Source organism: Streptococcus mitis, from assembly GCF_000722765.2.
Lineage (GTDB): Bacteria > Bacillota > Bacilli > Lactobacillales > Streptococcaceae > Streptococcus > Streptococcus mitis_AQ.
Genome location: NZ_CP028415.1, coordinates 1,652,403 through 1,678,469 on the forward strand (window position 1 = coordinate 1,652,403; position 26,067 = coordinate 1,678,469).

Below are 26,067 nucleotides of genomic sequence, written 5' to 3' on the forward strand. Positions count from 1 at the left end.
TGGCTATCCCTCCATCGGCACAAAGTTCCCAACGATAATCCCCACAATCCGAGGATCTTCCTCATAGGAGATGAAAATATCCTTGTATTTAGGATTGATAGAGACCAGACGCAATCCATTCTCCTCTCGATAGACCCGTTTGATATAGGTCTGGTTGTTGCAAACCACTGCATAGACCGCCCCATCATAGTCAAATCCTGTCTCTCGAATCAGAGCCACTGAACCATTTTGGTATTTAGGTTCCATGGAGTCCCCAGACACCCATGACGCAAAATCATGAGCTAGTTCCTCATTAAAGTAAACCGTATCAAAATTCTGATCATCGTAGACCGAAGCTCCGATTCCCGCAGACATGCGTTCGTAGACACGGTACTCGTAAAGTCTCTCTGGTATAGCTATCACTTTCTGGACTTGTTCCTCTTGAGCCAGGTCGCGAGCATAGAGAACAACCTTCTCCTTCCCTTGCTTGGAGAGGCTATGGTAGAGACGGACAATCTCAATCTGAGTGAAATAGCCTTTTGCGACTTTTAAAATGTTTTCTAGCTGGGACACCTTCTCCTTGGACGGTTCCTTGATTCCACGTTCCCAAGCCGAGTAAGCCTGGAAGCTAACCCCAAGTTGCTCTGCAATTTCCTTCTGTGTTAATTTTAACTCTTTCCTACGAGCCTTGAGTTTTTCTGGCTGATACATACTTCATCTCCTAGTATAGAACCTTGTCTTAAATAATTTTCCTTAGAAAAACTAATCTTTAGTTGAGTCACTTTTACAACTCAACCAATTTGGTTTAGTTTTATTATATAAAAAAAGTAGACAAATGTCCACTAGGAAAATCAGAAACATCGTGAGTTTTATACTCAATGAAAATCAAAGAGCAAACTAGGAAACTAGCCGCAGGCTGTACTTGAGTACGGCAAGGCGACATTGACGCGGTTTGAAGAGATTTTCGAAGAGTATTAATCAAACTAAAAGGACCTAGCCCTATACAATACAGAACTAAATCCTTTGAATAAATAATTGATCTAAGTTTTAGAATCCCTACAGAAATTCCAGTTTTTCTCTATTTGATACCAGACATTAGTTTTTCAATACGCGGAACGTAGAAGAGTAAGATAATACTGAATACAATCGTAATTCCTCCAACAATTCCATAGTAAGCAACTTCAGTTTCGCTTGTATAAAATTTTACAATTTGAGCATTGATAGCTTGGGCAGCTGCATTACTCAAGAACCAGATAGACATCATTTGTGCTTGGAAGGATTTTGGTGCTAACTTAGTTGTGACTGATAGACCAATCGGCGAAATCAGCATTTCCCCTACAATCACAATAGCCCAACTCATAATCAACCAGAGAGGGCTGACCTTAACATCTGTCCCAAAGAGCATCCCTGGTAACATCATCCACAAGAAGGATAAACCTGCAGCAAATAAACCGTAAGCAAATTTCTTAGCAGAAGATGGTTGCTTTTTACCCATTTTCCCCCACAACCACGCAAAAATCGGCACATAAATCATAATGAAAAGGGGATTGATACTTTGGAAAAAGCTAGATGGAAAATGAATCTGATTCCCAAATACATTAAAGTAAAGTTGAGTTTGATCATCCGCAAATAGAGCGAGAACAACAGAACCCTGTTCCTCAATAGACCAGAAGAGTACTCCAGCGATAAATAGAGGAATGTAGGCAAATACTCGAGATCTCTCAGTGGCAGTTATTTTCTGACTAGATAAAATCTTAAAGAAATAGTAGATTGGAATAATTACCGCAATCACTGTAAAGATATTAACAATCATATCCACGTTAAACTGGTGAGTAAAGACTAAGCCTATAACCACGAGAATAACTATGACAAGTGTAATCAGCAAGCGTTTAATCAAGGTCTGCTGGTCCTTCTGTGAAAGTGGATCAGTAGGGTAAAGACTTGATTCAGGCAGGTATTTCTTCCCATCTAAAACATACTTCACCAGACCAAAGAACATCCCAACGGCAGCTAATGAGAAACCTAGATGGAAATTGACTTCCTGACCTAGATAACCCACTAGATAAGGGGCAACGAAGGCACCTAAGTTAATACCAAAGACAAAGATACTAAAACCTGCATCCCGTCTATCATCCTCTTTCTCATAAATTCCCCCAACCATATCTGAGATATTGGGTTTTAAAAATCCAGTACCAAAGATAATCAAGGCAATAGAAAGATAGAGAGCCACTTGTCCAAAAGGTGTTGCCAAAGCAATATGCCCTAGCATAATCAGAATCCCACCATAAAAGACAGTCTTACGGCTTCCTAAAATACGGTCACTGACAAAACCACCGATAACCGAGGACAAAAATACCAGCGAGCCATAAATCGCCATAACCGATGCAGCCGTGGTCTTATCCATTCCCAATCCACCATCTTGCACACTATAGTACATATAGTAAAGTAGGATAGCTCGCATCCCATAGTAAGAAAAGCGCTCCCACATCTCTGTGAAGAAGAGGGTGGACAAACCAATAGGATGTCCAAAAAATGTTTTCTGTTTTTCCATATATATTCTCCTTTAACGATATAATAATTCATTTTACAGAATTTTCAAATAAATGTCAAACAAATCCTGTTTGTTTTAGAAAATTTCTGAAAAAATCTATTTAGATAAGTTTCTACTTTATCCTCATTTGAAAATATCAGATAGAAATCCAATTAAGTCAGAAAGTATAAAAAAGAACACCCCGAAAGGTGCTCTTTGTAAGTATAATAATTCTTTCGAATTAACGTTTACTAAATTGTGATGCTTTACGAGCTTTCTTACGACCTGGTTTTTTCTACATCATGATATTTATGATGAATTATGACTAAAATCAAGTAATTTAAAGAGATAAATCCTCAATTTTTACATATATAATCCTTTTAAAAATCGAGAGGTTATCAAAGGGTTATCACTTTTTTAGTTTTCGGAGCTTATGTAGTTGAGAAATACGATCTAATGTATCACAAAGATGATGTACAGTTTAACAACAAATATACAGTTTCTTCGTTCCTGGACAATTTCTTTTTCTATCCTGAAGATATTTAAACAGTGCCAGATGTTATTTCTAAACACTTAGAAATAATCAAATAAATTAAATATTATTTCTAAATATTTGAAAATAATATTTGTTTGTATTATACTATCTGTGAGGTAACTATTATGAACTATATTAAAAGACCACATTATTTAGACTTTTTAAGAAGACATCGTGACCGCCAAATCATTAAAGTTGTGAGTGGAGTTAGACGAGCTGGTAAATCTGTTCTCTTTCAACTCTATAAAGAAGAGTTACTAGCAACTGGGGTAGACGAGGATCAGATTATATCCATCAATTTCGAAGATTTGAGTTACTATGAACTGCGACATTTTCAAACATTATTTGCTTATATAAAAGAGCGGTTAGTTGAGGAGAAAACATACTATATCTTTTTAGATGAAATTCAACATGTTGAAAAATTTGAACTAGTAGCAGATAGTCTATTCATCTTGCCAAATGTAGACCTCTATTTGACTGGATCAAATGCCTACTTTATGAGCAGCCAATTAGCAACAAATTTGACTGGGCGTTATGTTGAGATAGAGGTTCTTCCTTTATCATTTGAAGAATACCTATCAGGTCAATCTCTCTCAGAGAATCTGAATACAACAGAAATTTTTAACAATTATCTCTTTAGTGCTTTCCCTTACTTATTGCAAACATCATCTTACGCTGAAAAAATTGACTATCTCAGAGGAATATACAACTCCATACTGTTAAATGATATTGTCACTAGATTGGGAAATCCAAATCCTACGATTATTGAGCGCATTGTCCGAACCCTTCTCAGTAGTACAGGTAGCTTAATATCAACAAATAAGATTCGCAATACCCTAGTCAGCCAAAATGTTTCAATATCCCATAATACTTTGGAAAATTATTTGACAACTTTGACAGATAGTTTACTTTTTTATTCCGTTCCACGTTTTGATGTAAAAGGTAGAGCATTATTGCAACGTTTAGAAAAATATTATCCCGTCGATTTAGGTTTACGGCATCTCTTATTACCAGACCACAAAGAAGACATTGGGCATATCTTGGAAAATATTGTATATTTAGAATTGAGACGTAGATATTCACAAGTATATGTTGGTAATTTAGATAAATATGAGGTTGATTTTGTTGTTGTAACTGATCTTGGCCACTACGCTTATTATCAGGTCAGTGAAACAACACTTGCTCCAGAAACACTAGAAAGAGAACTTAGACCACTAGAAGCCATTAAAGATCAATTCCCCAAGTATCTATTAACAATGGATACGATTCAGCCAACAGCCAATTACAATGGAATTGAGAAGAAAAATATCATAGATTGGTTACTAGAAAAGTAGATAAGTACTGAACCTATAAATTGAGACACAAGAAAAACACTCCTGTCAAAATCTAGTGAAACTATGAACAGGAGTGTTTTGTTATGGCCGAAAAAGCTTATTCAGTAGAAACTAATACTAGACTAAAAATCAATGATGGAAACTCTTGATTTCTATACAAAAAAGACATCCAAGAGAAAATTCTTGAATGTCTGTAAACGTTAATATACTCATATTGATTAACGTTTTGAGACAACTGACCTTGTCAGGTTGCAGCCACATTTATAAGCGACTAAAGTCTCAACAACTGTGTCAATTGTTCCAATTTCCATGAAAACATCCTAAATCATTGAGCTAATGGCTTGAGGTTTAGAATTTTTTATATTTATATTTCATATCCAATTCTTGATAAATATAATATCTCAGCACTTCTTGAAGAAGCAATTTTGTTTCATACATCTCACTGATATCTGTTATCATTTCCGGATAATTATCTTTCGAATCACCATGAGTATAGTAATTACGTGTTTGAATTAATTTTTTTATTAGTAATTCTCTCTTACTATTCGAAAAAATTTTAGACAGATTAAGCTCATCAATTGAATCGAATAAATTTTTTAAACGTTCGGCAAGGTTAGGCTCTTTTTGATTAAATTTCAATTTATTTCTAAATTTTCTTCTTACCTCTTCTAAAAGATGTGTGTTTATAAAGTCAAACAAAGATTGTCTAGCTTTTTCTTCAACATCAGATAAACATTTCGGATTTTTAAAATTCTTAAAATTTCTAGAGTAAACTTCCAAATTCCTAATAGCATCAACCAACTGATCTTCCAAATATAAATCACCATGAAGATTTTTTGAAAATTGTCTCACTATAAATTCAAGTTCCTCAGATTTATCAAACCAATGATTTAAAATATGTTCAAAATTATCTTCTAATGTCCTCAAAGAAATATCTTGCTGAGAATACGATTTCCATTTTTGGGATTTTCTAGAATGCTGAACAAAGAATTTGCCTTTTATAAGTGGCATACGCTTACCATCTATCATTTTATAAAGAACAAGAAATTCAATATTAGTAAAAGACAATGGTATATTTGATAAAATCTCAATAAACTCCTTAAACTTATGTGAAGCTTGATAAAATTCATCAAAATATCTTATATTTAAATCAGCTGAAATAAGTTTAATAAAATAATCACTGGTAAATGACGTAGTTGTATATGAAGAATGGAGTATTGCCACATCTTCAAAGTTCATTCCTAGTGATCTTATTAACACTTTTGTTGGTTGATATTCACTTACTGCACTTTCAAAAATAGTTTGATTGTCTCTATATTTAACAGTTACCAATGATTTTTCAATCCATTCCTCAATATGTTCAAAGCTAAATTTATATTCCTTGATTTTTTCAGAATCTAATTCATTAATTAAATCTTTAAAGTCCTCAGAACTATAATCAAAATTTCCAAGCTCATTATAAAATACACTGTAAATTTTAAAATTTTTTACTCTATATCTAGTTATCGGAAATCCAGGAGATGAGGAATGTACCATTGGTTCACCATAAGTATTTAAAATTAAAATATTACCATTACTGGAGAAACCATATATCTTTTCCAAACACTTACCAAAACCGAATGAAATGCCTGATTCCTCTTCAAATCCACCAAATAATTCTAATACAATTTCACTAGGAGAATAATGTAAAATACCGCTCAAGTTATCCTTACTAACTATATCGTCGGAACGTTCTGAAAAATACCCTTTTATTTCAAACTCTTTATTCCAAGTGTAATCTTTAAATTTCATATTATCCTTTCTGATTGCTTTTCAAAAATCTTCAAAACTTTCTAAACTATGATTTTTATGTCGGTACTACCTTTTAATTGTATTAGACCAGCTTCCAATTCTCATCATTCGAGTTATCAATCAGAATATTTCTTTTATTACTCAGTAATTCATCACTCACAAAATATTGCCCTAGTCTCTCTACAAAACCACAATTCTGACAAGTATATAGATAATCTTCTTTTATTTCCCTCACTAAATTGATATTGAACTTATATATCCTCCCGCATTCTTCACATGTCATGCTAAGATTATCACCATTAAATATGAAATCAAAAATACTTTCTAATTCTTTATTTTCTTCTCCAGATAAAGCTAAAATTATCTTTAAATTTCTAATATACCGGTTAAGGGTAACTATTTCTAAATCAATATCAAAATATTTCTCAAATATAGCAATAGCTACTTCTACTAAATAAATTAGAATGTAGGGTGTTTTCTCATAGAACAAATGCCAAAAATCATCCCAAATCTTATCATCAGAAAATATAAAATTAAGATTTCGCTTTTCCGTAGGATAATTTTTATTCTTTGTCACCAAATGAATAGATTGATCAAATACACTTGTTAAACTATTTTCTGCCTTTCGATTATATATAATGTCATATAGTAATTCAGGATCAAGTAATTCTCTACTAAAATCCAAAAAACCATTTTCATACTGAATCGATTCTTTTGCTTTTAAAAGTAGGTCAATAACAAATTCTTTTTTACCCTTCAAATCACTTACGTCATATTCCCTAAGCTCTCCATATTGTATTTTTTCTAAGAAATCATGTGGTTGAACCAATATCCAAATTAAATAAAATAAATTATCTTGAAAAGGTTTCCTAGCAAGAGAAAATGCAACAGTAACTTTTCCCCTCTCTATACAACTCAGAGATTCAAATAGATAGTAATTTAAATCACGTAAAATTGAAAAAAAGATGTGAGGTATATATACATATTCAGAAATATCTAAATCTTTTTGTCTATCTAGTTCATCAAACAGGTCAATTTCATCATTTATCTCATTAGTAAATCTAAAAGATAGACTGGATAATTGATATTTATCAGCTTTAACCAAAATATCAACTAGTATATCATACAAATATAGCATTAATTGATGACGTTTTCTATACTTAGTTGGTAATAATTCTGATATGTGAGATTTAGCCAATATTACTTTCCTCAATTCTTTTTAACTCTACATAACTATATTATACTCTAAAAGTACTCAGTCTTTATCTAGAAGGTTCCTATATAACTTAACAATTATTTTAAGTGTAAACCTAGAAAAGCACTTTGCAAATAGCTTTGAAATATTGATATAATCGTATCAATTAACGTTTTAAAGCAACTGACTTTGCCAGCTCCCAGTCATATTATAGTGTCGATATAGCAAAAAAACAATGGAATTTCCATTGTTTTTTTGCTATATCGACACAAGAGGAAACATCAACAAGCCTCTACATGCTGACTATCTAAACAATAAAATGAAAAGTATCAGAAAGCGACATAAAGAGCTGGCACACGCCACACCGCATAAATTACGATATACAGGAGCGGCACTTGCTAAACAAGCAGGAATGAGCTTAGAAGCCATTTCTGAAGCATTAACTCATAGCGATACCGTTACAACTAAGACTTATGTTAATACTTCAAACATAGTTCCGTTATCTGCTGGACAAGTTGCCTACCAACATCTTAAAAATAAGTAGGGTAATTTTAGGGCAAACTTTTTTAGAAAGTATAGAAAAAAGCACCCATAGGGTAAACCCTTGAGTGCTTTGAAACGTTGATATAATCGTATTGATTAACGTTTTGAGAATTGTGATGCTTTACGAGCTTTCTTAAGACCTGGTTTCTTACGTTCAACTTTACGTGAGTCACGTGTAAGAAGTCCTGCGCGTTTCAATGAATCGCGGAAGTCTGGGTCTACTTGAAGAAGGGCACGAGCGATACCGTGACGGATAGCTCCTGATTGACCAGCGTATCCACCACCTACAACGTTAACGAAAACGTCGTATGAACCTGCAGTTGAAGTAACTGCGAATGGTTGGTTGATTACAAGACGAAGGTCAGCGTGTGGGATGTACTCTTCAACATCTTTTTTGTTAACAGTGATTTTACCAGTTCCTGGAACAAGGCGAACGCGTGCAACAGCGTTTTTACGACGTCCAGTACCTGCATATTGTGCTTGTGACATACTTTATTGTTCCTTTCCTTAGATAAGTCCTGAAATGTCAAGAACTTCTGGTTGTTGTGCAGCGTGAGTGTGCTCAGCTCCAACAAATACTTTCAACTTCATACCTTGAGCGCGTCCAAGAGTATTGTGTGGAAGCATACCTTTAACTGATTTCTCGATCAAACGCACTGCATTTTTAGAACGAAGTTCACCAGCAGAGATTTGTTTCAATCCACCTGGGTGGTTTGAGTGAGTGTAGTAGATTTTATCAGTTGCTTTTTTACCAGTCAATTTAACTTTTTCAGCATTGATAACAATCACAAAATCACCTGTATCAGTGTGTGGTGTAAATGTTGGTTTGTTTTTTCCGCGAAGTACGCTAGCAACTACTGCAGAAAGACGTCCAAGTGGTACATCAGTTGCGTCAACTACGTACCATTTACGTTCAACTTGGCCTGGTTTAGCCATAAATGTTGTTTTGTTCATGATTTCTCCTATATATAGTTCGATTTTTGTTTACGGTGATGGGTGTTCCTTCCCATCGAAAAGTATTTGGAAGGTTCCGGGGCCTTTCAAATGGGGTAAACAATACCGCCTACTATCATACCAAATTTTACCCCTAAAAGTCAATAGATATGAAAAATATTTTTCTAAATTCCACTCTTTTTGTCTCTCGAAAACCTCGCTTTCGCGAGGCTCTTCTATTTATAAGATAAGGCACGTTTAAAGGTTTTCCAAGGACCTAAATCATCTGTTTGCAGAACGAGACTAGCATACATGCGTCCGATAAAGACTGTTGCCGTTACTGCAAAAGCAATCGTAATAGCAAGCGAAATCCAAGCTTCTAACCCATTTGCATAACCATTAATAGCTCTAAACGGCATGAAGAAAGTCGAAATAAAGGGAATATATGAACCAATCTTCAAGATGAGATTGTCACCAGCTGCACCTAGAGCTGTCACTCCAAAAAAACCACCTATAATCAAAATCATCAAAGGTGACAAGGCTTTTCCTGAGTCCTCAGGACGAGAAACCATAGAACCTAGGAAGGCTGCTAAAACAACGTACATAAAGAGGCTAACCAAGACAAACAATAAGGTGTTGAGCGAGAAAGCCTCTCCTATATGGTTTAAAATACCAGATTGTGCCAAGATTGGTAGGTCTTTAAAGAGAAGAATGGCAGCAAGTCCACCCACGACGTAAATGCCAATATGGGTCAAAATCACAAGAAGCAGAGCCAGCATGCGAGCGTAGAAATAATGACTAGCTCGGATACTAGAGAAGACCACCTCCATAATTTTGGTTCCTTTCTCGCTAGCCACTTCCTGAGCAGTGACACTAGCATAAGTAATCAAAATCATATAAAGGAATAAACCAAGCCCTGCGGCCGCAAAGGTTTGAATCATTTTTTTATTTTCCTTGGACTCATCAATTTTCTCCGTAAAGTTAACTGTTTGTTCCAAGCGTTTTTCCTGTTCTTGTGACAAATTGGCTGCCGAACGATTGAGTTGATCTTGAAGCTCATTTAACTTGCTCGTTACTCCTAGCTTAATAGCAATCTCAAGGGAAGTTTCACCGTGATAAACTGCCTTCAAGACACTATCCTCTTGCTCAATGGTCAGATAGCCTTTTAATTTTTCATCCTTGATAGCAGCTTGAGCACTTGCTTCATCCTGATAATCAAAATTGAGACCATTGGTAGATTTAAGACTGTCTGTCACAGCTGGAACAGTGCTGACTACTGCTATCTTGCCACTCTGAGCCATAGAAGAGCCTTGGAGATAGCCAATTCCTCCAGAGAGACCGATAAACAAGAATGGTGAAATCACCATAAAGAAGAAACTCCACGATTTGACATGTCGAAGATAGGTTTCCTTCATTACAACCCACATATTTCTCATACTTCCACCCCTGATTCTAGTTTAAAGATTTCATCGATTGTTGGCGCTTGCTGGTCAAAGGTTGCGATATATTGCCCTTGAGTCAAGATTGGGAAAAGTTCCCTTCCAGCGCTCTCATCCTCCAAGATCAATTTCCAACTACCTTGTTTGGTCAAGCTCACCTGTTTGACATGAGGAAGGTTTTCCAATTCTTCCTTGCTTCGTTCACTTGAAACAAAGAGACGCGTTTTCCCGTATTGATTGCGGACATCCTGAACTGGTCCATGCAAGACCACACGACCATCTCGAATCATGAGAATATCGTCACAAAGCTCCTCGACGTTGGTCATGACATGGTCAGAAAAGATAATGGTTGCCCCACGTTCTTTTTCTTGAAAAATGACTTGCTTGAGCAATTCTGTATTGACAGGGTCCAAGCCACTGAAAGGCTCATCCAAGATAATCAAGTCTGGCTCATGAATCAAAGTAATGATGAGCTGAATCTTCTGCTGATTTCCTTTTGACAGACTCTTAATTTTATCTGTCAGCTTCCCTTTCACTTCCAACCTCTTCATCCATTGAGGGAGTTTTTCCTTGACCTCCTTGGCATCCATACCTTTTAGAGTCGCCAAGTAACGAACTTGTTCAAGGACTGTCAATTTAGGCATGAGACTGCGTTCTTCAGGCAAATAGCCAATCCGAGCATAGGTCTCTTGACGAATATCCTGCCCATCCAGACTGATTTCTCCTTGATATTCTAAAAACTTCAAAATACTGTGGAAAATCGTTGTCTTCCCAGCACCGTTTTTCCCGACTAGTCCCAAAATACGACCTGGTCGCGCTTGAAAGTCAATACCAAACAAAACTTGCTTAGGTCCAAAACTTTTCTCTAGACTTCTTACTTCTAGCATCTTTCACCTCCGAAATGTCTTGCACTCATTATACTCCTTTTTGATAGCCTTTACAATAATTTCTGTCCATTTTTATCATCCTCATTTTAGTAAAAAATCTTAGTGTACTTTGAGTTATGAGTACATTATACACTGGTAAACTCCAATTTATCTTCTCTGTTCCTCAACTGTCTATTTTTGATCCTGAATTGTTATTTGAAAAGTAAAAATCCACCCCGAAGGATGGATTGATGAGTTAACGTACTTCTGCATTCACTTTTTCTTCGAGTGATGCTTGGATTTTTTCCATATAGCGTGCGACTTCTTCGTCCGTTAAGCTGTCTTCTGGATTTTGGAAGGTCAAGCTATAGGCCATTGACTTCATACCAAGTCCCAATTTTTCACCTGAGAAGACGTCAAAGAGTTTGATATCTGTCAAACGTTTCACTCCTGCAGCTTGGATCGCGTCCACAACCTCTTGATGAGTGACTTCTGCCTTGAGGAGTAGAGCCACGTCACGGCTGACTGCTGGGAATTTCGTGATTTCCACAAATGGAGCAGCAGGTTGAAGGGCTACTTCGATGGCTGAAAGGTTGAGCTCAGCTACATACGTTTCTGGAATATCGTAGGCCTTAGCAGTAACTGGATGCACTTGGCCAAGAAAACCAAGAGCTTGGTCACCGAGTGAAATCATAGCTGTACGACCTGGATGAAGGCTAGCGATTTCAGATGTTGCTGTATAGGTTACTTGGAGTCCCAAACGAGTAAAGAGGGCTTCAAGGATTCCCTTAGCATAGAAGAAATCAACTGGAACTGCTGCTGTTTGGAAATCTTTTTCAGCAACCAAGCCTGTCAAGGCAAAGGCAAAGCTGTTGATCTCATTTGGAAGTTCTTCTTTTGGATTTCCTGTTTGTTCAAAGACTTTTCCAATCTCGTAAAGGGCCAAGTTTTTATTCTTACGAGCTACGTTATAAGCCACCGTATCAAGGATACCAGAAATCATATTTTGACGGAGGACAGAACGGTCCACTGTCATTGGCCACATGAGTTCAGTAAGGTTACTTGGTTGAGCCGTAAACTCAACTGCTTTTTCAGGAGTTGTTAGAGCATAGGTGATGATTTCTGTCAAACCTGCTCCTTCAGCAATCGTACGAACCTGACGGCGGAGTTTTTGTGTGGCTGTCAATTCGCCAGCTGTCCCATCGTCTTTTGGAAGGCTGGTTGGCAAGCGGTCATATCCATAGATACGAGCGATTTCTTCAAAGAGGTCTGCCTCGATTGTGATATCCCAACGACGACGTGGGACGCTGACTGTAAAGCTATCTGCATTTCCAGAAAGGCCAAAGCCAAGACGACGGAAAACATCTTCGACATCAGCGTATGAAAGCTCAGTTCCGAGGACACGGTTAACGTCTGCAAGAGTTGAAGAAACTTCCACATCAGAAGAATCAAGTTCACCCGCTGAAACGATACCTTTACGCACCGTCGCACCTGCAAGCTCTGCAATCATGCTAGCTGCCGCATCAAGGGCTTCGTTAACAGTTGCCACATTGATACCTTTTTCAAAGCGAGAAGATGACTCAGAACGAAGGTTGAGGCGACCACTGGTCTTGCGGATAGATTTTCCATTGAAGACTGCAGCTTCAAGGACAACACGACTAGATTTTTCAGAGATTTCTGTTGCTTGACCACCCATAACACCGGCAAGGGCTACTGGCTTGTCAGCGACAGTAATGATTAGGTCATTCACGTCCAAGTCACGTTCTTCACCATCTAAAGTCACCAATTTTTCACCAGCACGCGCTACACGTACACGGATGTCACTCCCTTCAAAGGTATCCAAGTCAAAGGCATGCATTGGTTGACCAAAGTAGAGCAGAATGTAGTTGGTCACGTCCACTACGTTATTGATTGGACGGATTCCTTCGTTCATGAGAAGGTTTTGCAACCATTGTGGACTTGGTGCGATGGTCACATTGTCCAAGATACGAGCTGCATAGTAAGGCGAATTGTCTGTTTCAATGCCTACAGAAAGTGCATCTGTAGCGGCTTCGTTTGTTTCTGTTAAATCAAATTCTTTAAAATTGACTGCCTTGTCATAGATAGCTGCTACTTCGTGAGCCACCCCACGCATAGAAAGGGCATCCGCACGGTTAGGGGTGATTGAAAGTTCGATGATTTCATCATCCAAGTCTAGATATGAGAAGACTTCCTCACCTGGAACTGCGTTTTCAGGCAAGATTTGGATGCCATCTGCGAATTCCTTAGGCACAACTGAATCAGAAATTCCCAATTCGCCAAGAGAACAGATCATTCCAAGTGACTCTAAACCACGGATTTTTCCTTTTTAATTTTGTAGTTGTCAGCGATACGAGCTCCCGGAAGTGCCACCATAACCTTGATACCAGCACGCACATTCGGTGCACCACAAACGATTTGGCGGGCTTCTTCTTCGCCAACGTTAACCTGACAAACATGAAGGTGAGTTTCTGGAACATCTTCGCAAGACAAGACCTCACCGACGACAATTTTTGAGAGACCAGCAGCAGGTGATTCCACACCTTCTACCTCGATCCCTGTAGTTGACATTTTTTCAGCCAACTCTTGTGATGGAACATCAATGTCCACCAATTCTTTTAACCATTTATAAGATACAAGCATAATTTAGTTCTCCAGAATGACAGTTGCCTCTCTGGTTCTTTTCCTTTCCTATCATTTCAATAGAAGAATCATCTTCTTACCTTAATTTCTTTTTCAGTAACCAATCCGTATCTACTTTTTGACCAACCATAAAATGATGTTGGCTAAATTTTTCAAAACCATATCGATTATAAAATGCTTGAGCTTTTGTATTATGCTCCCAAACACCTAGCCAAGCCCAAGAAAAACTATTTTTTGTAGCAAGTTCCAGAGCAAATTCAAAAAGCTGCTTACCAAGTCCAAATCCTTGGAATTTTTGTAGCACATAGAGGCGTTGAATTTCAAAAGCGTCCTCTAATTCTCTCTCAGTTTGAGCACTTCCCCAGTTGACTTTGAGAAAACCAGCTATCTCCTCTTCATGCATAATGAAATAGGTTTCAGAGTCAGGATTTCCCAACTCAGTTGACAAAGTTTTCAGACTATAAGACTCTTCAAAGTATTCCTGTAACTGCTCTTCCGTATTATCATGCGCAAATGTTTCACGAAAGGTTTGTTTGGCAATTTTAGCCAACACCTCAACATCTGCCATTTCTACTTTTCTAATCATTATTTAAACTGTTCTGAGAAGCGGACATCTCCTTGGTAGAATCCACGGATATCGTTGATTCCGTAACGGAGCATGGCTACACGCTCTTGTCCAAGACCAAAGGCAAATCCAGAGTAAACAGTAGCATCGATACCACTCATCTCAAGGACTCGTGGGTGAACCATACCGGCACCCATAATCTCAATCCAACCAGTTTTCTTACATACGTTACAGCCTTCTCCACCACACTTGAAGCAAGAAACATCCACCTCAACAGATGGCTCTGTGAATGGGAAGTAAGATGGGCGCAGACGGATCTGACGCTCTTCACCAAACATTTTTTGAACAATCAATTGAAGCGTCCCCTGAAGGTCAGCCATAGAGATATTTTTCCCAACTACCAATCCTTCGATTTGGTGGAACTGGTGACTATGGGTCGCATCGTCCGTATCACGACGGAAGACACGCCCTGGTGAGATCATCTTCAAAGGCCCTTTTGAAAAATCATGGGCGTCCATAGCACGCGCCTGAACTGGAGACGTGTGAGTACGAAGCAAGATTTCTTCTGTGATATAGAAAGTGTCCTGCATATCACGAGCTGGGTGATCTTTTGGAAGGTTCATACGTTCAAAGTTATAATAGTCTTGCTCCACTTCAAAACCATCCACGACTTGGTAACCCATCCCAATGAAAATATCTTCGATTTCCTCACTGGTTTGTGTCAAAACGTGGCGGTGACCAGTCGCAACTGGACGACCTGGAAGCGTCACATCGATGCTCTCGCTAGCTAATTGTGCAGCTACTTTCTTTTCTTCCAAAAGCTTAGCTGTCTCTTCGAAAGCAGCTGTCAAGACATCACGAGCTTCATTGACGTGTTTCCCGATAATTGGACGCATCTCAGCAGAGACATCTTTCATCCCTTTGAGGATTTCAGTAAGCGATCCTTTTTTACCAAGGACAGAAACACGCAAATCTTGCATCTCTTTTTCATTCTCAGCAGTAATCTGCTTTAAGCTAGCCAGCGTTTCTTCGCGAAGCGCTTTTAATTGTTCTTCAATAGTTGACATAATTCCTCCATCAGTCGCTCGTAGATAAAAAGAAAACCGCATGCCAAAAACTCCACTCGGAGCGTTGACACGCGGTACCATCCGTTTTCATCTGACAAGCCAGACCTTCATTTCTAAATCCATGCGCAAGTGAATTCACCCAGCTTTCATATAGAGAGCTTGCAGTCACGGCTCTCCTCCCTGATATACTTCCCTTGGGATACTAGTCTTGCAGATTTCTATTCAATTACTACTTAGTTTATCAGATTTTTAGTTAAAAAACAAGTTAGATTAGACTAATTTCAATACAAAACTCATTCCTTTTTCTGTTGCTCCATTTTCCACAAATCCAAGCGACTTGAAACATCTCCTAGAAGCATGATTGTAGGTGTAGATTTCCTTGACTTTCAATTCTTTCCAGCCTTTTACTCGAGCCAATTCAATCAAAGTACTTAGAATCTTTTTTCCAAGTCCTCGATGTTGGTAAGCGGGATTCCCAATCACAATGGGGAGACTATCCTGAGATAGTGTAACATCCCCAATTGGAAACCATTCTCCCTTCTTCTTGACTTCAATCCAAAAAAGCTCCCCATGCTGATCCAAATAGGAATACATGGCTTCCAAAGTTTCTTGACTGTAAGGAAGCTTCACCCCATCTACGAGGTAAACCAAGTCCACATTCTGATACCAAGCAAAAGCTTCCTCACAATGATTGACCTTACAATAAGGAACGAGACGTAGTGAATTATCTATTTGTAAAATCTGTTTCATCAGCTTTCCTTTTCAATAAGAGAGTTGCTGCTTGATTAAAACCATCACACCAGTTATACCATTTTGCTTCATACTCATCTTGAGCTAAGATATGATTTTTTAAATCCAGAACAGAGTAAATCTTTCTTTCCTCACAAGCTTGCACATAGAGGTGATATAGTTCATCACCACCATCTCTATCCCACTCAGCAGAAATCGTATCCCAACCTGCCAATAAAGCCTGATAAGCCCTGTGATGCCCATCTGTAATCAACAAGCAATTTCCAAATGCAAGAATACTAATTGGATCAACATTGTTTAGTTCTACCGACTGATAAAGCATCTGAATATCTTGCAACTTCTTTTCTGATAAGTATAGTTGAGTCGGATGAAGATCTGCTATATTGACTTTCATTTCTTTCTCCTCAAAGGAATTTGATACTCACTTCTGCTTGCCTTTAAATCGCCATTGGAAGCGGAGCTTATCGTAGAAAGGAAACTCGATAAACAGGACTCCCAAGCCTACACAGAGACTGGCAAGGACATCTGATGGATAGTGAACTCCTAGATAGACCCTTGATACCAGCACACTGACTAGGTAGAGTCCAAGGACGATTTGCACGATTTTTCTCCAGACTGGATTTTTCATCCGTTGACTGAGAATGACAATCAGAGATCCGACCATCAAGGTTACAGCCAGAGAATGCCCACTTGGGAAGGAAAACCCCTTCTCCTCAACCAAGTGTAAAATAGCTGGTCGTGGACGCTGGTAGACATTTTTAAAGGTCACAATTAAAAGACCTGCAAAAGCCAGATTTCCCAGCATGAAGAAACTTTCTATCTTCCACCGCTTACGATAAAAGATAAAAGCTATAATGACAACCCAAGTGATAATCACTGGGATATCAATCAGGCGTGTGATGGCTCGGAAAAGGACAGTCAAATAATCTGGAAAATCCCCACGAATAGCAGTCTGAATGGGTTGGTCAAAATTGACCAACATTTCAGGATAAAATTTGACCATATAGCCAAGAATAACGAAAAGTAAAAGGGCAAAACTGCCCTTCATTAAAAATGTTTGTTTATCTTTCATAATGTTTTAAGGTTGGTTTCAAAAGGACGTACAACAACCAGAATGAAACGGAAAAGATTACACCCTCAATCAAGTTAAAAGGTAATACCATGGTCATTAGGTAGTTGGAAAGTCCCAAAATTTTTCCAATATCAAAGTTAGCAAACTTAGCGTACAAAGGAACAGCGTAAACATAGTTGAGAACCAACATAGCCACAGTTAAACCAATAGTTCCAGCTAGAGATCCTAGTAGGAAACGAAGAGCTGTCCGTTCCTTTTTCCAAATCAAAGCAAATACGATGACAAAAACTCCCAAAGCTACGATATTCATCGGCAAACCAATGTAAGTATTCACTCCTTGACTATTAAGAAGCAATTTCAAGAGTGAGCGAAGCAAGAGAATTCCTAGAGCAGCAGGCAAATCCATGACCACCAGACCCACAAGGACTGGCAAGATACTAAATTCGATCTTGAGGAAGGACGCCGCTGGTAAAAGCGGAAAGTCAAAGTACATCAGCACAAACGAAATGGCTGATAGAATCGCAATGGTCGAAAGTCGACGTGTGTTTGTCATAACAGGTTCCTCCAATTTTCTATAAAATCAGAAGAAGTTAGAAAGGATCCCTCTATCTATTCTCACTTTTTATATCCCAAAAGTTCCCTCTCACTCTATTAAGGAAATTCAAGCAAGCGGTTACAGTTTAGCTATAAATCTATCAGAACAGACAAAGCTATTCTTTCGTCTTCTCCCATCCAGACTATACTGTCGGTTGTGGAATCTCACCACATCAGCTTGCGCTCGCGGACTTATTTGGCTAAAATAGGTAGTCAAATTTACCGCCGGTCGGGAATTTCACCCTGCCCTGAAGACTCTTTTATCATAACAAAAAACGCTTGCAAGCGCAAGCATTTTGTTCATTTTCATTTTCATTTTTTATTTCAATTTATCCACTTCATAGGTATGAACAAGCTCAAGACCTGAAAAGTTCTGCTGGCGGAGAGCTTCATAGACAATCATGCAGACGGTATTAGACACATTGAGACTGCGGACATGTTCATCATTCATAGGAATACGGAGAGCCTTCTCAGGATGTTCTCGCATAAAGTCCTCAGGCAAGCCCTTGTCTTCACGTCCAAAGAGAAAATAATGGTCCTCGTCAGTCGATAAATCCACCTCAGAATACACTTTCTCAGCAAATTTTGATATCAGATAGAGTTTTCCCTTCATCTGAGACATAAAATCTTCCAAACTGTCGTAAAAATAAATCTCTAGCTTATCCCAATAATCCAATCCAGCCCGCTTCATCTTGCGATCATCAATAGGAAAGCCCATAGGCTTGATGATGTGGAGGGGAGAATTGGTCGCAGCGCAAGTACGCGCGATATTACCTGTATTTTGTGGAATTTGAGGTTCAAATAATACAATGTGATTTGTCATGACTTGCTTCCTTTCACCATTGCAAAAAAATAGCCACACTGCTCGGAGTCAAGCTCAGCAAACAGCGTGGTTAAGGCATCGTTAACTTACCTCACAACAGGTTTGAAGTAAATCAGCGAAACTACTTTCTTAGTATAACACTTTCAGAATCATTGTCAATAGAAACGACTTGATTTTTTCAATTTTTTCAAGCTATTTCCAAGGGTTGTAAAATCGTCCCTGATTCTGCAAGATAAGTAGTAAACTAGCTACTAAAAAAGCGGCTGCCAAAAGCAAGGTAAGATAGTCTCCTTTTTTCAAGACCTGATAACTATACCAAGTGCGTTTTTTCTCTTTCCCAAAGCGCCGAAGTTCCATGGCTGTTGCAATGGTATCAATGCGTTCTAGCGAGCTAAAAATCAAGGGCGTAATAATGCGCAGATTGCCTTTGATTCGTTGCATAAGAGAAGCTTTCTTGGATAATTCCATCCCACGCGCCTCCTGAGACATCTTGATAGTAAAGAATTCTTCCTGCAAATCTGGAATATAGCGCAAGGTCAGGCTGACTGAATAGGCAATCTTATAGGGCACACCAATTTGATTTAAACTGGAAGCAAACTGACTAGGGTGGGTTGTCATCAAAAAGATAATAGCCAGAGGAATAGTGCAAAGGTACTTAATAGCCAAATTTAGCAGATAAAAGAGCTCTTGACTGGTCAGAGTGTAGGCACCGATTCCCTGCCAAATCACACTTCTCTCTCCGTAAAGTCCAACCCCATACTCGGGAGAAAAGAGATAGACCATCAAAACGTTTAAAACGGCAAATACCGTCGCAAAAACGGCTACAAAGGAAACATCTTTAAAACGGATTTCTGACAAATAGAGGAGAAAGACCGAAAAGATGGCAATCAGAACAAGCAGTCTGGTATCATAGCTAATCATGGCCGCCAATGATACGAGAATGAAAAAGAGGAGTTTCCCAGCGCCTGACAAGCGATGAATCACAGTATCTCTATGCTGGTAACCGATTAATTTAGCTTGCATCCTTCTCTCCTTTCTTTGTAAAACGCCGTTAAAGCAAGTGGATCCACATCTAGTTTCTTGGCCAAGTTAAAGATTGAAGTTTCTTTTAGATTGGCTTTTACTAACAGCTCAGGATTGCTCAACAGACTAGCTGGATCAGTATCGGCAATCAGCTCCCCATCCACCATGACAAGAGCACGATCAGAATAATCCAGCATCAATTGCATATCATGAGTAATCATGACAATCGTATGCCCTTTTTGATGTAACTCTTCGAGAAATTCCATAATCTCAGTATAGTTCTTCTGGTCTTGACCTGCTGTCGGTTCATCTAAGAGGATAATTTCAGCTCCTAAAACCAAAATCGAGGCAATAGTGACACGTTTTTTCTGTCCAAACGAAAGGGCAGAAATGGGCCAATTACGGAATTCATAGAGACCACAGATTTTCAAGGTTTCATAGACTCTCGTTTCAATTTCCTGCTCGTCCACACCTCGCAAACGAAGTCCCAGAGCCACCTCATCAAAAATCATATTGGTTGAAATCATTTGATTAGGATTTTGCAGCACATAGCCTACTCGTTCCGCCCGCTCTGCAACAGAATCTCCTTTGATATCCTGTCCTGCCCAAAGATAGTAGCCTTCCGTCTGAATAAAGCTACTTAAGGCCTTGGCTAGGGTTGACTTCCCTGCCCCATTTTTTCCGACAATAGCAATCTTTTCACCCTTTTTAATATCCAAATGTAGGGACTTTAAAATCGGTCTATCATCATAAGAAAAAGACACGTCCTCTAATTTAAAGAGTGACTGCAATTCTGGGGTTTCTTTTGCCAGTTCATTCTTCAACTGAACCTGACCTTTTGAGATAGACAAGTTATCCAGATCTGCTAATTGTTCTTCCTTGACTAAATCCACACCCAATTGACGGAGAGTGGTTAGATAAAGGGGTTCTCGGATTCCATTTTGAGTCAATAAATCAGTCGCCAGTAGTTGGTCAGGGCTCCCATTAAAGAGAATACGACCGTCGTTTATCAAGACAATCCGATCCACAGGGCAATGCAGAACATCCTCCAAACGATGCTCGATAATAAGAGTCGTCGTCCCCTCTTCCTTATGAATCTGGTCAATCAATTCGATAATATCCTGACCTGACTTGGGATCCAGATTAGCGAGTGGCTCATCAAACAAAAGAATCGGACTCTCATCAATCAAGACACCAGCCAGACTGACTCGCTGCTTTTGTCCTCCTGATAAATCCTGGGGACGCTGAGACAGTAAAGAAAGAAGGTCCAGCTTTTCAGCCCATTTATGAACACGGCTTTTCATCTCTTCTAGATTTGTTACATCATTTTCTAGAGCAAAAGCCAAGTCCTCTGCCACGGACAAGCCGATAAACTGCCCATCTGTATCCTGCAAAACTGTACTGACCAGATGAGATTTATCGTAGATGCTCATATCAAAGGCTGCTTGCCCCTTGATCAAAAATTCTCCAGAAGTCAGACCCTTATAAATATTGGGAATAATCCCATTCAAACACTGACCCAAGGTAGACTTGCCTGATCCAGATGGACCAACAATTAAGACTTTCTCTCCCTTGTAAATGGTCAAGTCTACCCCTTGCAAGGTCGGTTCTTGTTGCGTTTCATACTGGAAAGAGAAATCCTTCCACTCAATTATAGCTTCTTTCATCTTACTCTCTTCATTCGCTTCTTAGACTTCTATTTTATCATAAATCAATCCCTTCTTGCAGTCTCTTCTCTTAAAAACTTAGCTCCAAAAAGAGTCCTAGCCTAGCTTGCTTACCCGACTAGCCTATAAACAGCAAAAAGACTGGTTCCCCAGCCTTTTCCTTTATGTTAATCCTTTTTCAAACTTCCTGAACGAGTCTGCGTACGTGAATAAGCTAGCAAGAGAAGGGTACCTGCGATAGCTACAGTTACAGCATTAGCAATTCCCGCAACAATCCCTTGGGCAAATACTTTTTCTGCCGCTTCTTGATAAATCACAACATCTCCAAGTGGTGCCAAGACACCCCAAACAAGAGCATTTGCAACAATCTGAATGAGGTTAAAGAAGACAATATCCTTCAACTCAAAAACACCCTGTGTTACTCGAATGTATTTTCTAAATAGTCCGACGGCTAAACCAAAGAGACCACTAGCAATAATCCAAGTCCACCAAAGACCGTAGCCAGCAAGAGAGTCCTTCACTGCATGACCAATTAAACCAACAAGTAATCCCACTAGAGGGCCAAAAATGATAGACAAGAGGCTCTGTACCGCATACTGAAGCTGGATGCTTGTATTTGGAACAGGTGTCGGAATGCTGATCATCCCGATGACAACAAAGAGCGCAGCTCCAACACCGATAGCAACAACTTGTTTAATTGATTGATTTTTCATCTATATTCTCCTATTTTATGATTCTATTTTCTTTATTTCAATGGTCCAAGATGAACCGACACCTACATTATAGGCCTTGGCAAAGGAACCTTGGTTGATAGCCAGACCTAAACGATAGAGGGAGTTGATGTAAAGGATGGGTTGCCCAATTCTCACATCTGCAAATGATTTGCCATAAACAACCTGATTTTGATAGACCAGCATATCAGCGTGATAGATAGTCACTTCAAAACGGTCACCGAATGCTGGTTCCAGTTTGTAAAACTCTTCTCGCGTGATAGAGGTCCAAAGCGAACCAAAACGCACATCCAGAATATCAATAGCTCCCTTCACCAGATGATCTTCTATGATAGTCTCTACGACTGGAAGCTCTACAATCTGATCCACACTGAGCTCTGGCCCCACTTCCTCAAAAGAAATGTGACCACTGGCCAATTTAGCACCAGTATAGGCATAGACATCACGACCGTGGAAGGTATAAGAATGCTCTGTATTTTGACGTCTATTGGCCACCTCAGAAATCTCACGGATGGCTAGAATGCCAACGTGTTTCTTGATAAAAGAAAGAGTTCCATTGTCTGGCGTGACAATGTATTGATTTTTTGCAGTCTTGGCAACCACACTCTTACGTTTCGAGCCGACACCTGGATCGACCACCGATACAAATGTCGTTCCCTCAGGCCAGTAATCCACTGTCTGAAAGAGACGATAGCTCCCCTCAAAAATATTATAAGGCGTGATATCGTGCGTCAAATGATGAATTTTTAAGGTTGGAGATTCTTCTAAAGCCACTCCAATCATAGCCGATACCGCACCATCAACCAGACCAAAGTCTGATTGTAATACCAGTAAATTATTATTCATTTTATCTCCTTATATATCCTTTATCATACCATATTTCAGAGAAAGTCGCTAATAGCTATTTCAATTGCTTAGGGTATAGTTTTACCTTATAGCAAAATTTCACTAAAAGCTCTTGTTATTAGCTAGTAGGTGCATTTTTTCTTGAAAAAAGGTATGATAGTTACATCATGAAAAAGTAGGTTTTATTATGAAAATTATCCTTGTCGGAGGGGGAAAAGTTGGTTTTGCCCTCTGTCGCTCCTTGGTTGCAGAAAAGCATGATGTTTTGCTGATTGAGCAAGACGAAGCTGTCCTCAATCATATTGTTAATCGCTTTGATATCATGGGTATCCTTGGTAACGGAGCCGATTTTACAATCCTTGAGCAAGCCAGTGTCCAGGATTGTGATATCTTTATCGCCCTGACTGAGTACGATGAAGTGAACATGATTGCAGCCGTTCTAGCCAAAAAAATGGGAGCTAAAGAGACCATCGTTCGGGTGCGGAACCCTGAATATTCTAACTCTTATTTCAAGGAAAAGAATATTCTCGGTTTTTCTCTTATCGTTAACCCTGAGCTCTTGGCTGCCCGCGCTATCGCGAATATCATTGACTTCCCCAACGCCCTATCTGTCGAACGTTTCTTTGGTGGACGCGTTAGCCTCATGGAATTTGTCGTCAAATCCACTAGCTGTCTTTGCCAAATGCCCATTTCTGATTTTCGGAAAAAATTTGGCAATGTCATTGTTTGTGCGATAGAAAGGGATCATCAAATTATCATTCCAAGCGGTGATATGACTGTACAGGATAAAGATAGAATCTTTGTCACTGGTAACCGTGTTGACATGATGCTCTTCCATAATTATTTCAAGTCTCGTGCCGTGAAGAGTCTTCTTATTGTTGGAGCTGGTAGAATTGCCTATTATCTACTAGGTATCCTCAAAGACAGTCGTATCGATACTAAGGTTATTGAAATCAATCCTGAAATCGCTAGCTTCTTTAGCGAGAAATTCCCAAATCTCTACATCGTTCAAGGAGATGGTACCGCAAAAGATATCCTGCTGGAAGAAAGTGCTCAAAACTATGATGCCGTTGCGACTCTAACAGGAGTCGATGAGGAAAATCTGATTACCTCTATGTTCCTTGACAGGGTAGGTGTACAAAAAAATATTACTAAGGTCAATCGTACCAGTCTCCTCGAGATTATCAATGCGCCTGATTTTTCAAGTATCATCACACCTAAAAGTATTGCTGTAGATACAATCATGCACTTTATTCGTGGTCGGGTTAATGCCCAGTATTCAGACCTTCAAGCCATGCACCATCTAGCCAATGGCCAAATCGAAACCCTGCAATTCCATATCAAGGAAGCCAATAAAATGACTGCCAAACCTCTTTCTCAACTCAAACTGAAAAAAGGGGTTCTTATAGCAGCCATCATTCGAAAGGGCAAAACTATTTTCCCTACTGGGGAGGATATGCTGGAAGTTGGAGACAAGCTCCTAGTAACAACTTTGTTGCCAAACATCACCAAGATTTATGACTTGATTGCGAGGTAAGAAATGAATAAAAGTATGATTCGTTACCTCCTTTCAAAATTACTTTTGATTGAAGCTGCTCTTCTCTTGGTTCCTGTAGCTGTTGCTATCTATTACCGTGAATCGATCCAAGTCTTTACAGCCCTCTTTACAACGATTGGGATTCTCGTATTACTAGGCGGTTCAGGAATTTTACAAAAGCCAAAAAATCAACGGATTTATGCCAAGGAGGGAGTCTTGATTGTGGCCCTCTGTTGGATCCTTTGGTCCTTCTTTGGTGGTCTCCCCTTTGTCTTTGCTAGACAAATTCCCAGCGTTATAGATGCCTTTTTTGAGATCAGTTCTGGCTTTACAACTACTGGAGCAACTATTCTGAATGACGTTTCAGTTCTCAGCCGTTCCCTCCTCTTCTGGCGAAGTTTTACCCACTTGATTGGAGGGATGGGAGTGCTTGTTTTTGCACTTGCTATTATGGATAATGCCAAGAATAGTCACCTAGAAGTGATGAAGGCTGAGGTACCTGGCCCTGTTTTTGGTAAAGTAGTATCCAAACTAAAAAACACTGCCCAGATTCTCTATCTCCTTTATCTAGCTCTCTTCTCCCTCTTTGTCATCATCTATTATCTGGCTGGCATGCCCCTATTTGATAGTTTTGTCATTGCTATGGGGACAGCAGGTACAGGAGGTTTTACCGTCTATAACGACGGGATTGCCCACTATGGTAGCTCACTGATTACCTATCTGGTTAGTATCGGAGTTTTGGTTTTTGGGGTAAATTTCAATCTCTACTACTACCTTATGCTCCGTCGCGTCAAGGCCTTCTTTGGAGATGAAGAACTTCGAGCTTACTTGGTCATTGTACTGCTTTCTACAGGCTTGATTAGCCTCAATACCCTCTATCTCTATCCAGGATTTTCAAAGAGTTTTGAAATGGCCTTCTTCCAGGTTTCCAATATCATTACAACGACTGGTTTTGGTTACGGAGATATTACCAACTGGCCCCTCTTCTCCCAGTTTATCCTTCTCTTCCTCATGGGAATCGGTGGTTCTGCTGGTTCAACCGCAGGTGGACTCAAGGTTATTCGAGGCCTTATCCTTTCAAAAATTGCTAAAAATCAGATTTTGTCAATCCTATCGCCCCACCGTGTTTTGACCCTCCATGTTAATAAAACGGTGATTGACAAAGATACCCAGCATAAGATTCTCAAGTACTTTGTCATCTATTCTATGATTTTACTAGCACTTATCTTTATTGTCAGCCTAGATAGCAATGATTTTCTGGTTGTGACCAGTGCTGTCTTTAGCTGTTTCAATAATATCGGGCCTATTCTAGGAACCACTTCTAGTTTCTCAATCTTTAGTCCTATCTCAAAAATTCTCCTCTCCTTTGCAATGATTGCAGGGCGCTTGGAGATATACCCAATCCTACTTCTCTTTATGAAGAGGACTTGGTCTAAGAGATAAAATACGACCACACCTTGTGTCTTACAAAGTGTGGTGTTTTTATTTTCAAATACTTCCCGAAACTCAACAAGTATCTTTGAATCCTGGTCAGACATTTTAGTGCCTAACTTATACTCAATGAAAATCAAAAAGCAAACTAGGAA

Annotated in this window: 22 protein-coding genes, 2 pseudogenes and 1 riboswitch; of the genes and pseudogenes, 4 read left to right on the top strand and 20 right to left on the bottom strand. The window is 39.0% G+C overall.

Going from position 1 to position 26,067, the window contains the following annotated elements; translation table 11 throughout:
* Positions 1–3 precede the first annotated feature (3 nt).
* Together SK637_RS08250 and SK637_RS08255 are read right to left on the bottom strand one after the other, a co-directional pair.
* Complete coding sequence (locus SK637_RS08250; protein WP_000284674.1) at positions 4–690, bottom strand: XRE family transcriptional regulator; 687 nt, start codon at positions 688–690, stop codon at positions 4–6.
* A 367-nt stretch (positions 691–1,057) separates the two neighbouring features.
* Entirely contained in the window at positions 1,058–2,530 is a 1,473-nt protein-coding gene (locus tag SK637_RS08255) for a peptide MFS transporter (RefSeq protein ID WP_033689378.1), read from the bottom strand.
* A 639-nt stretch (positions 2,531–3,169) separates the two neighbouring features.
* Here SK637_RS08255 and SK637_RS08260 point away from each other — a divergent pair.
* Positions 3,170–4,378 (top strand): ATP-binding protein, encoded by a 1,209-nt coding sequence (locus SK637_RS08260; RefSeq protein WP_033689379.1) that lies wholly within the window; start codon positions 3,170–3,172, stop codon positions 4,376–4,378.
* A gap of 348 nt (positions 4,379–4,726) precedes the next feature.
* On the opposite strand, the gene SK637_RS08265 is transcribed toward SK637_RS08260, so the two are convergent.
* Together SK637_RS08265 and SK637_RS08270 are read right to left on the bottom strand one after the other, a co-directional pair.
* Positions 4,727–6,169, bottom strand: a complete 1,443-nt coding sequence (locus SK637_RS08265; RefSeq protein ID WP_033689380.1) for a HEPN domain-containing protein — start codon at positions 6,167–6,169, stop codon at positions 4,727–4,729.
* 82 nt (positions 6,170–6,251) lie between these two features.
* A complete protein-coding gene (locus SK637_RS08270; protein WP_033689381.1) occupies positions 6,252–7,367 on the bottom strand; it encodes a hypothetical protein in 1,116 nt (371 codons plus the stop codon).
* A 244-nt stretch (positions 7,368–7,611) separates the two neighbouring features.
* Between SK637_RS08270 and SK637_RS08275 the strand changes: the two are divergent.
* Positions 7,612–7,908: pseudogene (locus SK637_RS08275) on the top strand (tyrosine-type recombinase/integrase); the annotation flags it as partial.
* A 95-nt stretch (positions 7,909–8,003) separates the two neighbouring features.
* Here the strand turns inward: SK637_RS08275 and rpsI are convergent.
* The 16 genes and pseudogenes from rpsI to SK637_RS08355 form a co-directional block, all read right to left on the bottom strand.
* Entirely contained in the window at positions 8,004–8,396 is a 393-nt protein-coding gene (gene rpsI, locus SK637_RS08280; RefSeq protein WP_000075964.1) for a 30S ribosomal protein S9, read from the bottom strand.
* An 18-nt stretch (positions 8,397–8,414) separates the two neighbouring features.
* Positions 8,415–8,861 (bottom strand): 50S ribosomal protein L13, encoded by a 447-nt coding sequence (rplM, locus tag SK637_RS08285; protein ID WP_001044624.1) that lies wholly within the window; start codon positions 8,859–8,861, stop codon positions 8,415–8,417.
* 215 nt (positions 8,862–9,076) lie between these two features.
* On the bottom strand, positions 9,077–10,276 hold the full coding sequence (locus SK637_RS08290) for an ABC transporter permease (RefSeq protein WP_033689383.1): 1,200 nt from the start codon (positions 10,274–10,276) through the stop codon (positions 9,077–9,079).
* Positions 10,273–11,166, bottom strand: coding sequence for an ABC transporter ATP-binding protein (locus tag SK637_RS08295; protein ID WP_000895282.1), 894 nt, complete (start codon positions 11,164–11,166; stop codon positions 10,273–10,275). Before SK637_RS08295 ends, SK637_RS08290 begins: the two co-directional genes overlap by 4 nt.
* Positions 11,167–11,401: 235 nt before the next feature.
* Positions 11,402–13,806: pseudogene (gene pheT, locus SK637_RS08300) on the bottom strand (phenylalanine--tRNA ligase subunit beta).
* Between the two features lie 76 nt (positions 13,807–13,882).
* A complete protein-coding gene (locus SK637_RS08305; RefSeq protein WP_033689384.1) occupies positions 13,883–14,392 on the bottom strand; it encodes a GNAT family N-acetyltransferase in 510 nt (169 codons plus the stop codon).
* Positions 14,392–15,438, bottom strand: a complete 1,047-nt coding sequence (pheS, locus tag SK637_RS08310; RefSeq protein ID WP_000103743.1) for a phenylalanine--tRNA ligase subunit alpha — start codon at positions 15,436–15,438, stop codon at positions 14,392–14,394. Before pheS ends, SK637_RS08305 begins: the two co-directional genes overlap by 1 nt.
* Before the next feature lie 270 nt (positions 15,439–15,708).
* Positions 15,709–16,188: a GNAT family N-acetyltransferase gene (locus SK637_RS08315; RefSeq protein WP_050489882.1), complete on the bottom strand. Its 480-nt coding sequence runs from the start codon at positions 16,186–16,188 to the stop codon at positions 15,709–15,711.
* A complete protein-coding gene (locus SK637_RS08320) occupies positions 16,163–16,582 on the bottom strand; it encodes a chromosome partitioning protein ParB (RefSeq protein WP_033689385.1) in 420 nt (139 codons plus the stop codon). Before SK637_RS08320 ends, SK637_RS08315 begins: the two co-directional genes overlap by 26 nt.
* A gap of 27 nt (positions 16,583–16,609) precedes the next feature.
* Complete coding sequence (locus SK637_RS08325; RefSeq protein ID WP_033689386.1) at positions 16,610–17,260, bottom strand: phosphatase PAP2 family protein; 651 nt, start codon at positions 17,258–17,260, stop codon at positions 16,610–16,612.
* Complete coding sequence (locus SK637_RS08330; RefSeq protein ID WP_033689387.1) at positions 17,250–17,813, bottom strand: ECF transporter S component; 564 nt, start codon at positions 17,811–17,813, stop codon at positions 17,250–17,252. Before SK637_RS08330 ends, SK637_RS08325 begins: the two co-directional genes overlap by 11 nt.
* A gap of 163 nt (positions 17,814–17,976) precedes the next feature.
* Positions 17,977–18,114: riboswitch (FMN riboswitch) on the bottom strand.
* A gap of 59 nt (positions 18,115–18,173) precedes the next feature.
* Complete coding sequence (locus tag SK637_RS08335; protein ID WP_033689388.1) at positions 18,174–18,677, bottom strand: tRNA (cytidine(34)-2'-O)-methyltransferase; 504 nt, start codon at positions 18,675–18,677, stop codon at positions 18,174–18,176.
* Between the two features lie 192 nt (positions 18,678–18,869).
* Positions 18,870–19,700 carry an energy-coupling factor transporter transmembrane component T family protein gene (locus tag SK637_RS08340; protein WP_033689389.1) on the bottom strand — a complete coding sequence of 277 codons (831 nt, stop codon included), beginning with the start codon at positions 19,698–19,700 and terminating at the stop codon, positions 18,870–18,872.
* The gene (locus tag SK637_RS08345; protein WP_033689390.1) at positions 19,685–21,367 is read right to left on the bottom strand and encodes an ABC transporter ATP-binding protein; all 1,683 of its coding nucleotides are present in this window, start codon (positions 21,365–21,367) and stop codon (positions 19,685–19,687) included. The genes SK637_RS08340 and SK637_RS08345 overlap by 16 nt, the downstream gene beginning before the upstream one ends.
* Positions 21,368–21,534: 167 nt before the next feature.
* A complete protein-coding gene (locus SK637_RS08350; RefSeq protein WP_033689391.1) occupies positions 21,535–22,080 on the bottom strand; it encodes an ECF-type riboflavin transporter substrate-binding protein in 546 nt (181 codons plus the stop codon).
* Positions 22,081–22,095: 15 nt separating this feature from the next.
* Positions 22,096–22,944 carry an SAM hydrolase/SAM-dependent halogenase family protein gene (locus SK637_RS08355; protein WP_033689392.1) on the bottom strand — a complete coding sequence of 283 codons (849 nt, stop codon included), beginning with the start codon at positions 22,942–22,944 and terminating at the stop codon, positions 22,096–22,098.
* Positions 22,945–23,131: 187 nt separating this feature from the next.
* Here SK637_RS08355 and trkA point away from each other — a divergent pair, with 187 nt between their 5' ends.
* Together trkA and SK637_RS08365 are read left to right on the top strand one after the other, a co-directional pair.
* Positions 23,132–24,481 (top strand): Trk system potassium transporter TrkA, encoded by a 1,350-nt coding sequence (trkA, locus tag SK637_RS08360; RefSeq protein WP_033689393.1) that lies wholly within the window; start codon positions 23,132–23,134, stop codon positions 24,479–24,481.
* 3 nt (positions 24,482–24,484) lie between these two features.
* Positions 24,485–25,924, top strand: coding sequence for a TrkH family potassium uptake protein (locus SK637_RS08365; RefSeq protein ID WP_033689394.1), 1,440 nt, complete (start codon positions 24,485–24,487; stop codon positions 25,922–25,924).
* Positions 25,925–26,067: the final 143 nt, after the last annotated feature.

Bases quoted from the DNA above. Each gene is read 5' to 3' on its own strand.
- SK637_RS08365 (WP_033689394.1), top strand. From the start codon at position 24,485: ATGAATAAAAGTATGATTCGTTACCTCCTTTCAAAATTACTTTTGATT.
- SK637_RS08325 (WP_033689386.1), bottom strand. From the start codon at position 17,260: ATGAAAGATAAACAAACATTTTTAATGAAGGGCAGTTTTGCCCTTTTA.
- SK637_RS08320 (WP_033689385.1), bottom strand. From the start codon at position 16,582: ATGAAAGTCAATATAGCAGATCTTCATCCGACTCAACTATACTTATCA.
- rpsI (WP_000075964.1), bottom strand. From the start codon at position 8,396: ATGTCACAAGCACAATATGCAGGTACTGGACGTCGTAAAAACGCTGTT.
- SK637_RS08355 (WP_033689392.1), bottom strand. From the start codon at position 22,944: ATGAATAATAATTTACTGGTATTACAATCAGACTTTGGTCTGGTTGAT.
- SK637_RS08305 (WP_033689384.1), bottom strand. From the start codon at position 14,392: ATGATTAGAAAAGTAGAAATGGCAGATGTTGAGGTGTTGGCTAAAATT.
- SK637_RS08255 (WP_033689378.1), bottom strand. From the start codon at position 2,530: ATGGAAAAACAGAAAACATTTTTTGGACATCCTATTGGTTTGTCCACC.
- SK637_RS08295 (WP_000895282.1), bottom strand. From the start codon at position 11,166: ATGCTAGAAGTAAGAAGTCTAGAGAAAAGTTTTGGACCTAAGCAAGTT.
- SK637_RS08315 (WP_050489882.1), bottom strand. From the start codon at position 16,188: ATGAAACAGATTTTACAAATAGATAATTCACTACGTCTCGTTCCTTAT.
- SK637_RS08250 (WP_000284674.1), bottom strand. From the start codon at position 690: ATGTATCAGCCAGAAAAACTCAAGGCTCGTAGGAAAGAGTTAAAATTA.
- SK637_RS08265 (WP_033689380.1), bottom strand. From the start codon at position 6,169: ATGAAATTTAAAGATTACACTTGGAATAAAGAGTTTGAAATAAAAGGG.
- SK637_RS08340 (WP_033689389.1), bottom strand. From the start codon at position 19,700: ATGCAAGCTAAATTAATCGGTTACCAGCATAGAGATACTGTGATTCAT.
- SK637_RS08345 (WP_033689390.1), bottom strand. From the start codon at position 21,367: ATGAAAGAAGCTATAATTGAGTGGAAGGATTTCTCTTTCCAGTATGAA.
- SK637_RS08260 (WP_033689379.1), top strand. From the start codon at position 3,170: ATGAACTATATTAAAAGACCACATTATTTAGACTTTTTAAGAAGACAT.
- SK637_RS08290 (WP_033689383.1), bottom strand. From the start codon at position 10,276: ATGAGAAATATGTGGGTTGTAATGAAGGAAACCTATCTTCGACATGTC.
- pheS (WP_000103743.1), bottom strand. From the start codon at position 15,438: ATGTCAACTATTGAAGAACAATTAAAAGCGCTTCGCGAAGAAACGCTG.
- rplM (WP_001044624.1), bottom strand. From the start codon at position 8,861: ATGAACAAAACAACATTTATGGCTAAACCAGGCCAAGTTGAACGTAAA.
- SK637_RS08350 (WP_033689391.1), bottom strand. From the start codon at position 22,080: ATGAAAAATCAATCAATTAAACAAGTTGTTGCTATCGGTGTTGGAGCT.
- SK637_RS08335 (WP_033689388.1), bottom strand. From the start codon at position 18,677: ATGACAAATCACATTGTATTATTTGAACCTCAAATTCCACAAAATACA.
- trkA (WP_033689393.1), top strand. From the start codon at position 23,132: ATGAAAATTATCCTTGTCGGAGGGGGAAAAGTTGGTTTTGCCCTCTGT.
- SK637_RS08330 (WP_033689387.1), bottom strand. From the start codon at position 17,813: ATGACAAACACACGTCGACTTTCGACCATTGCGATTCTATCAGCCATT.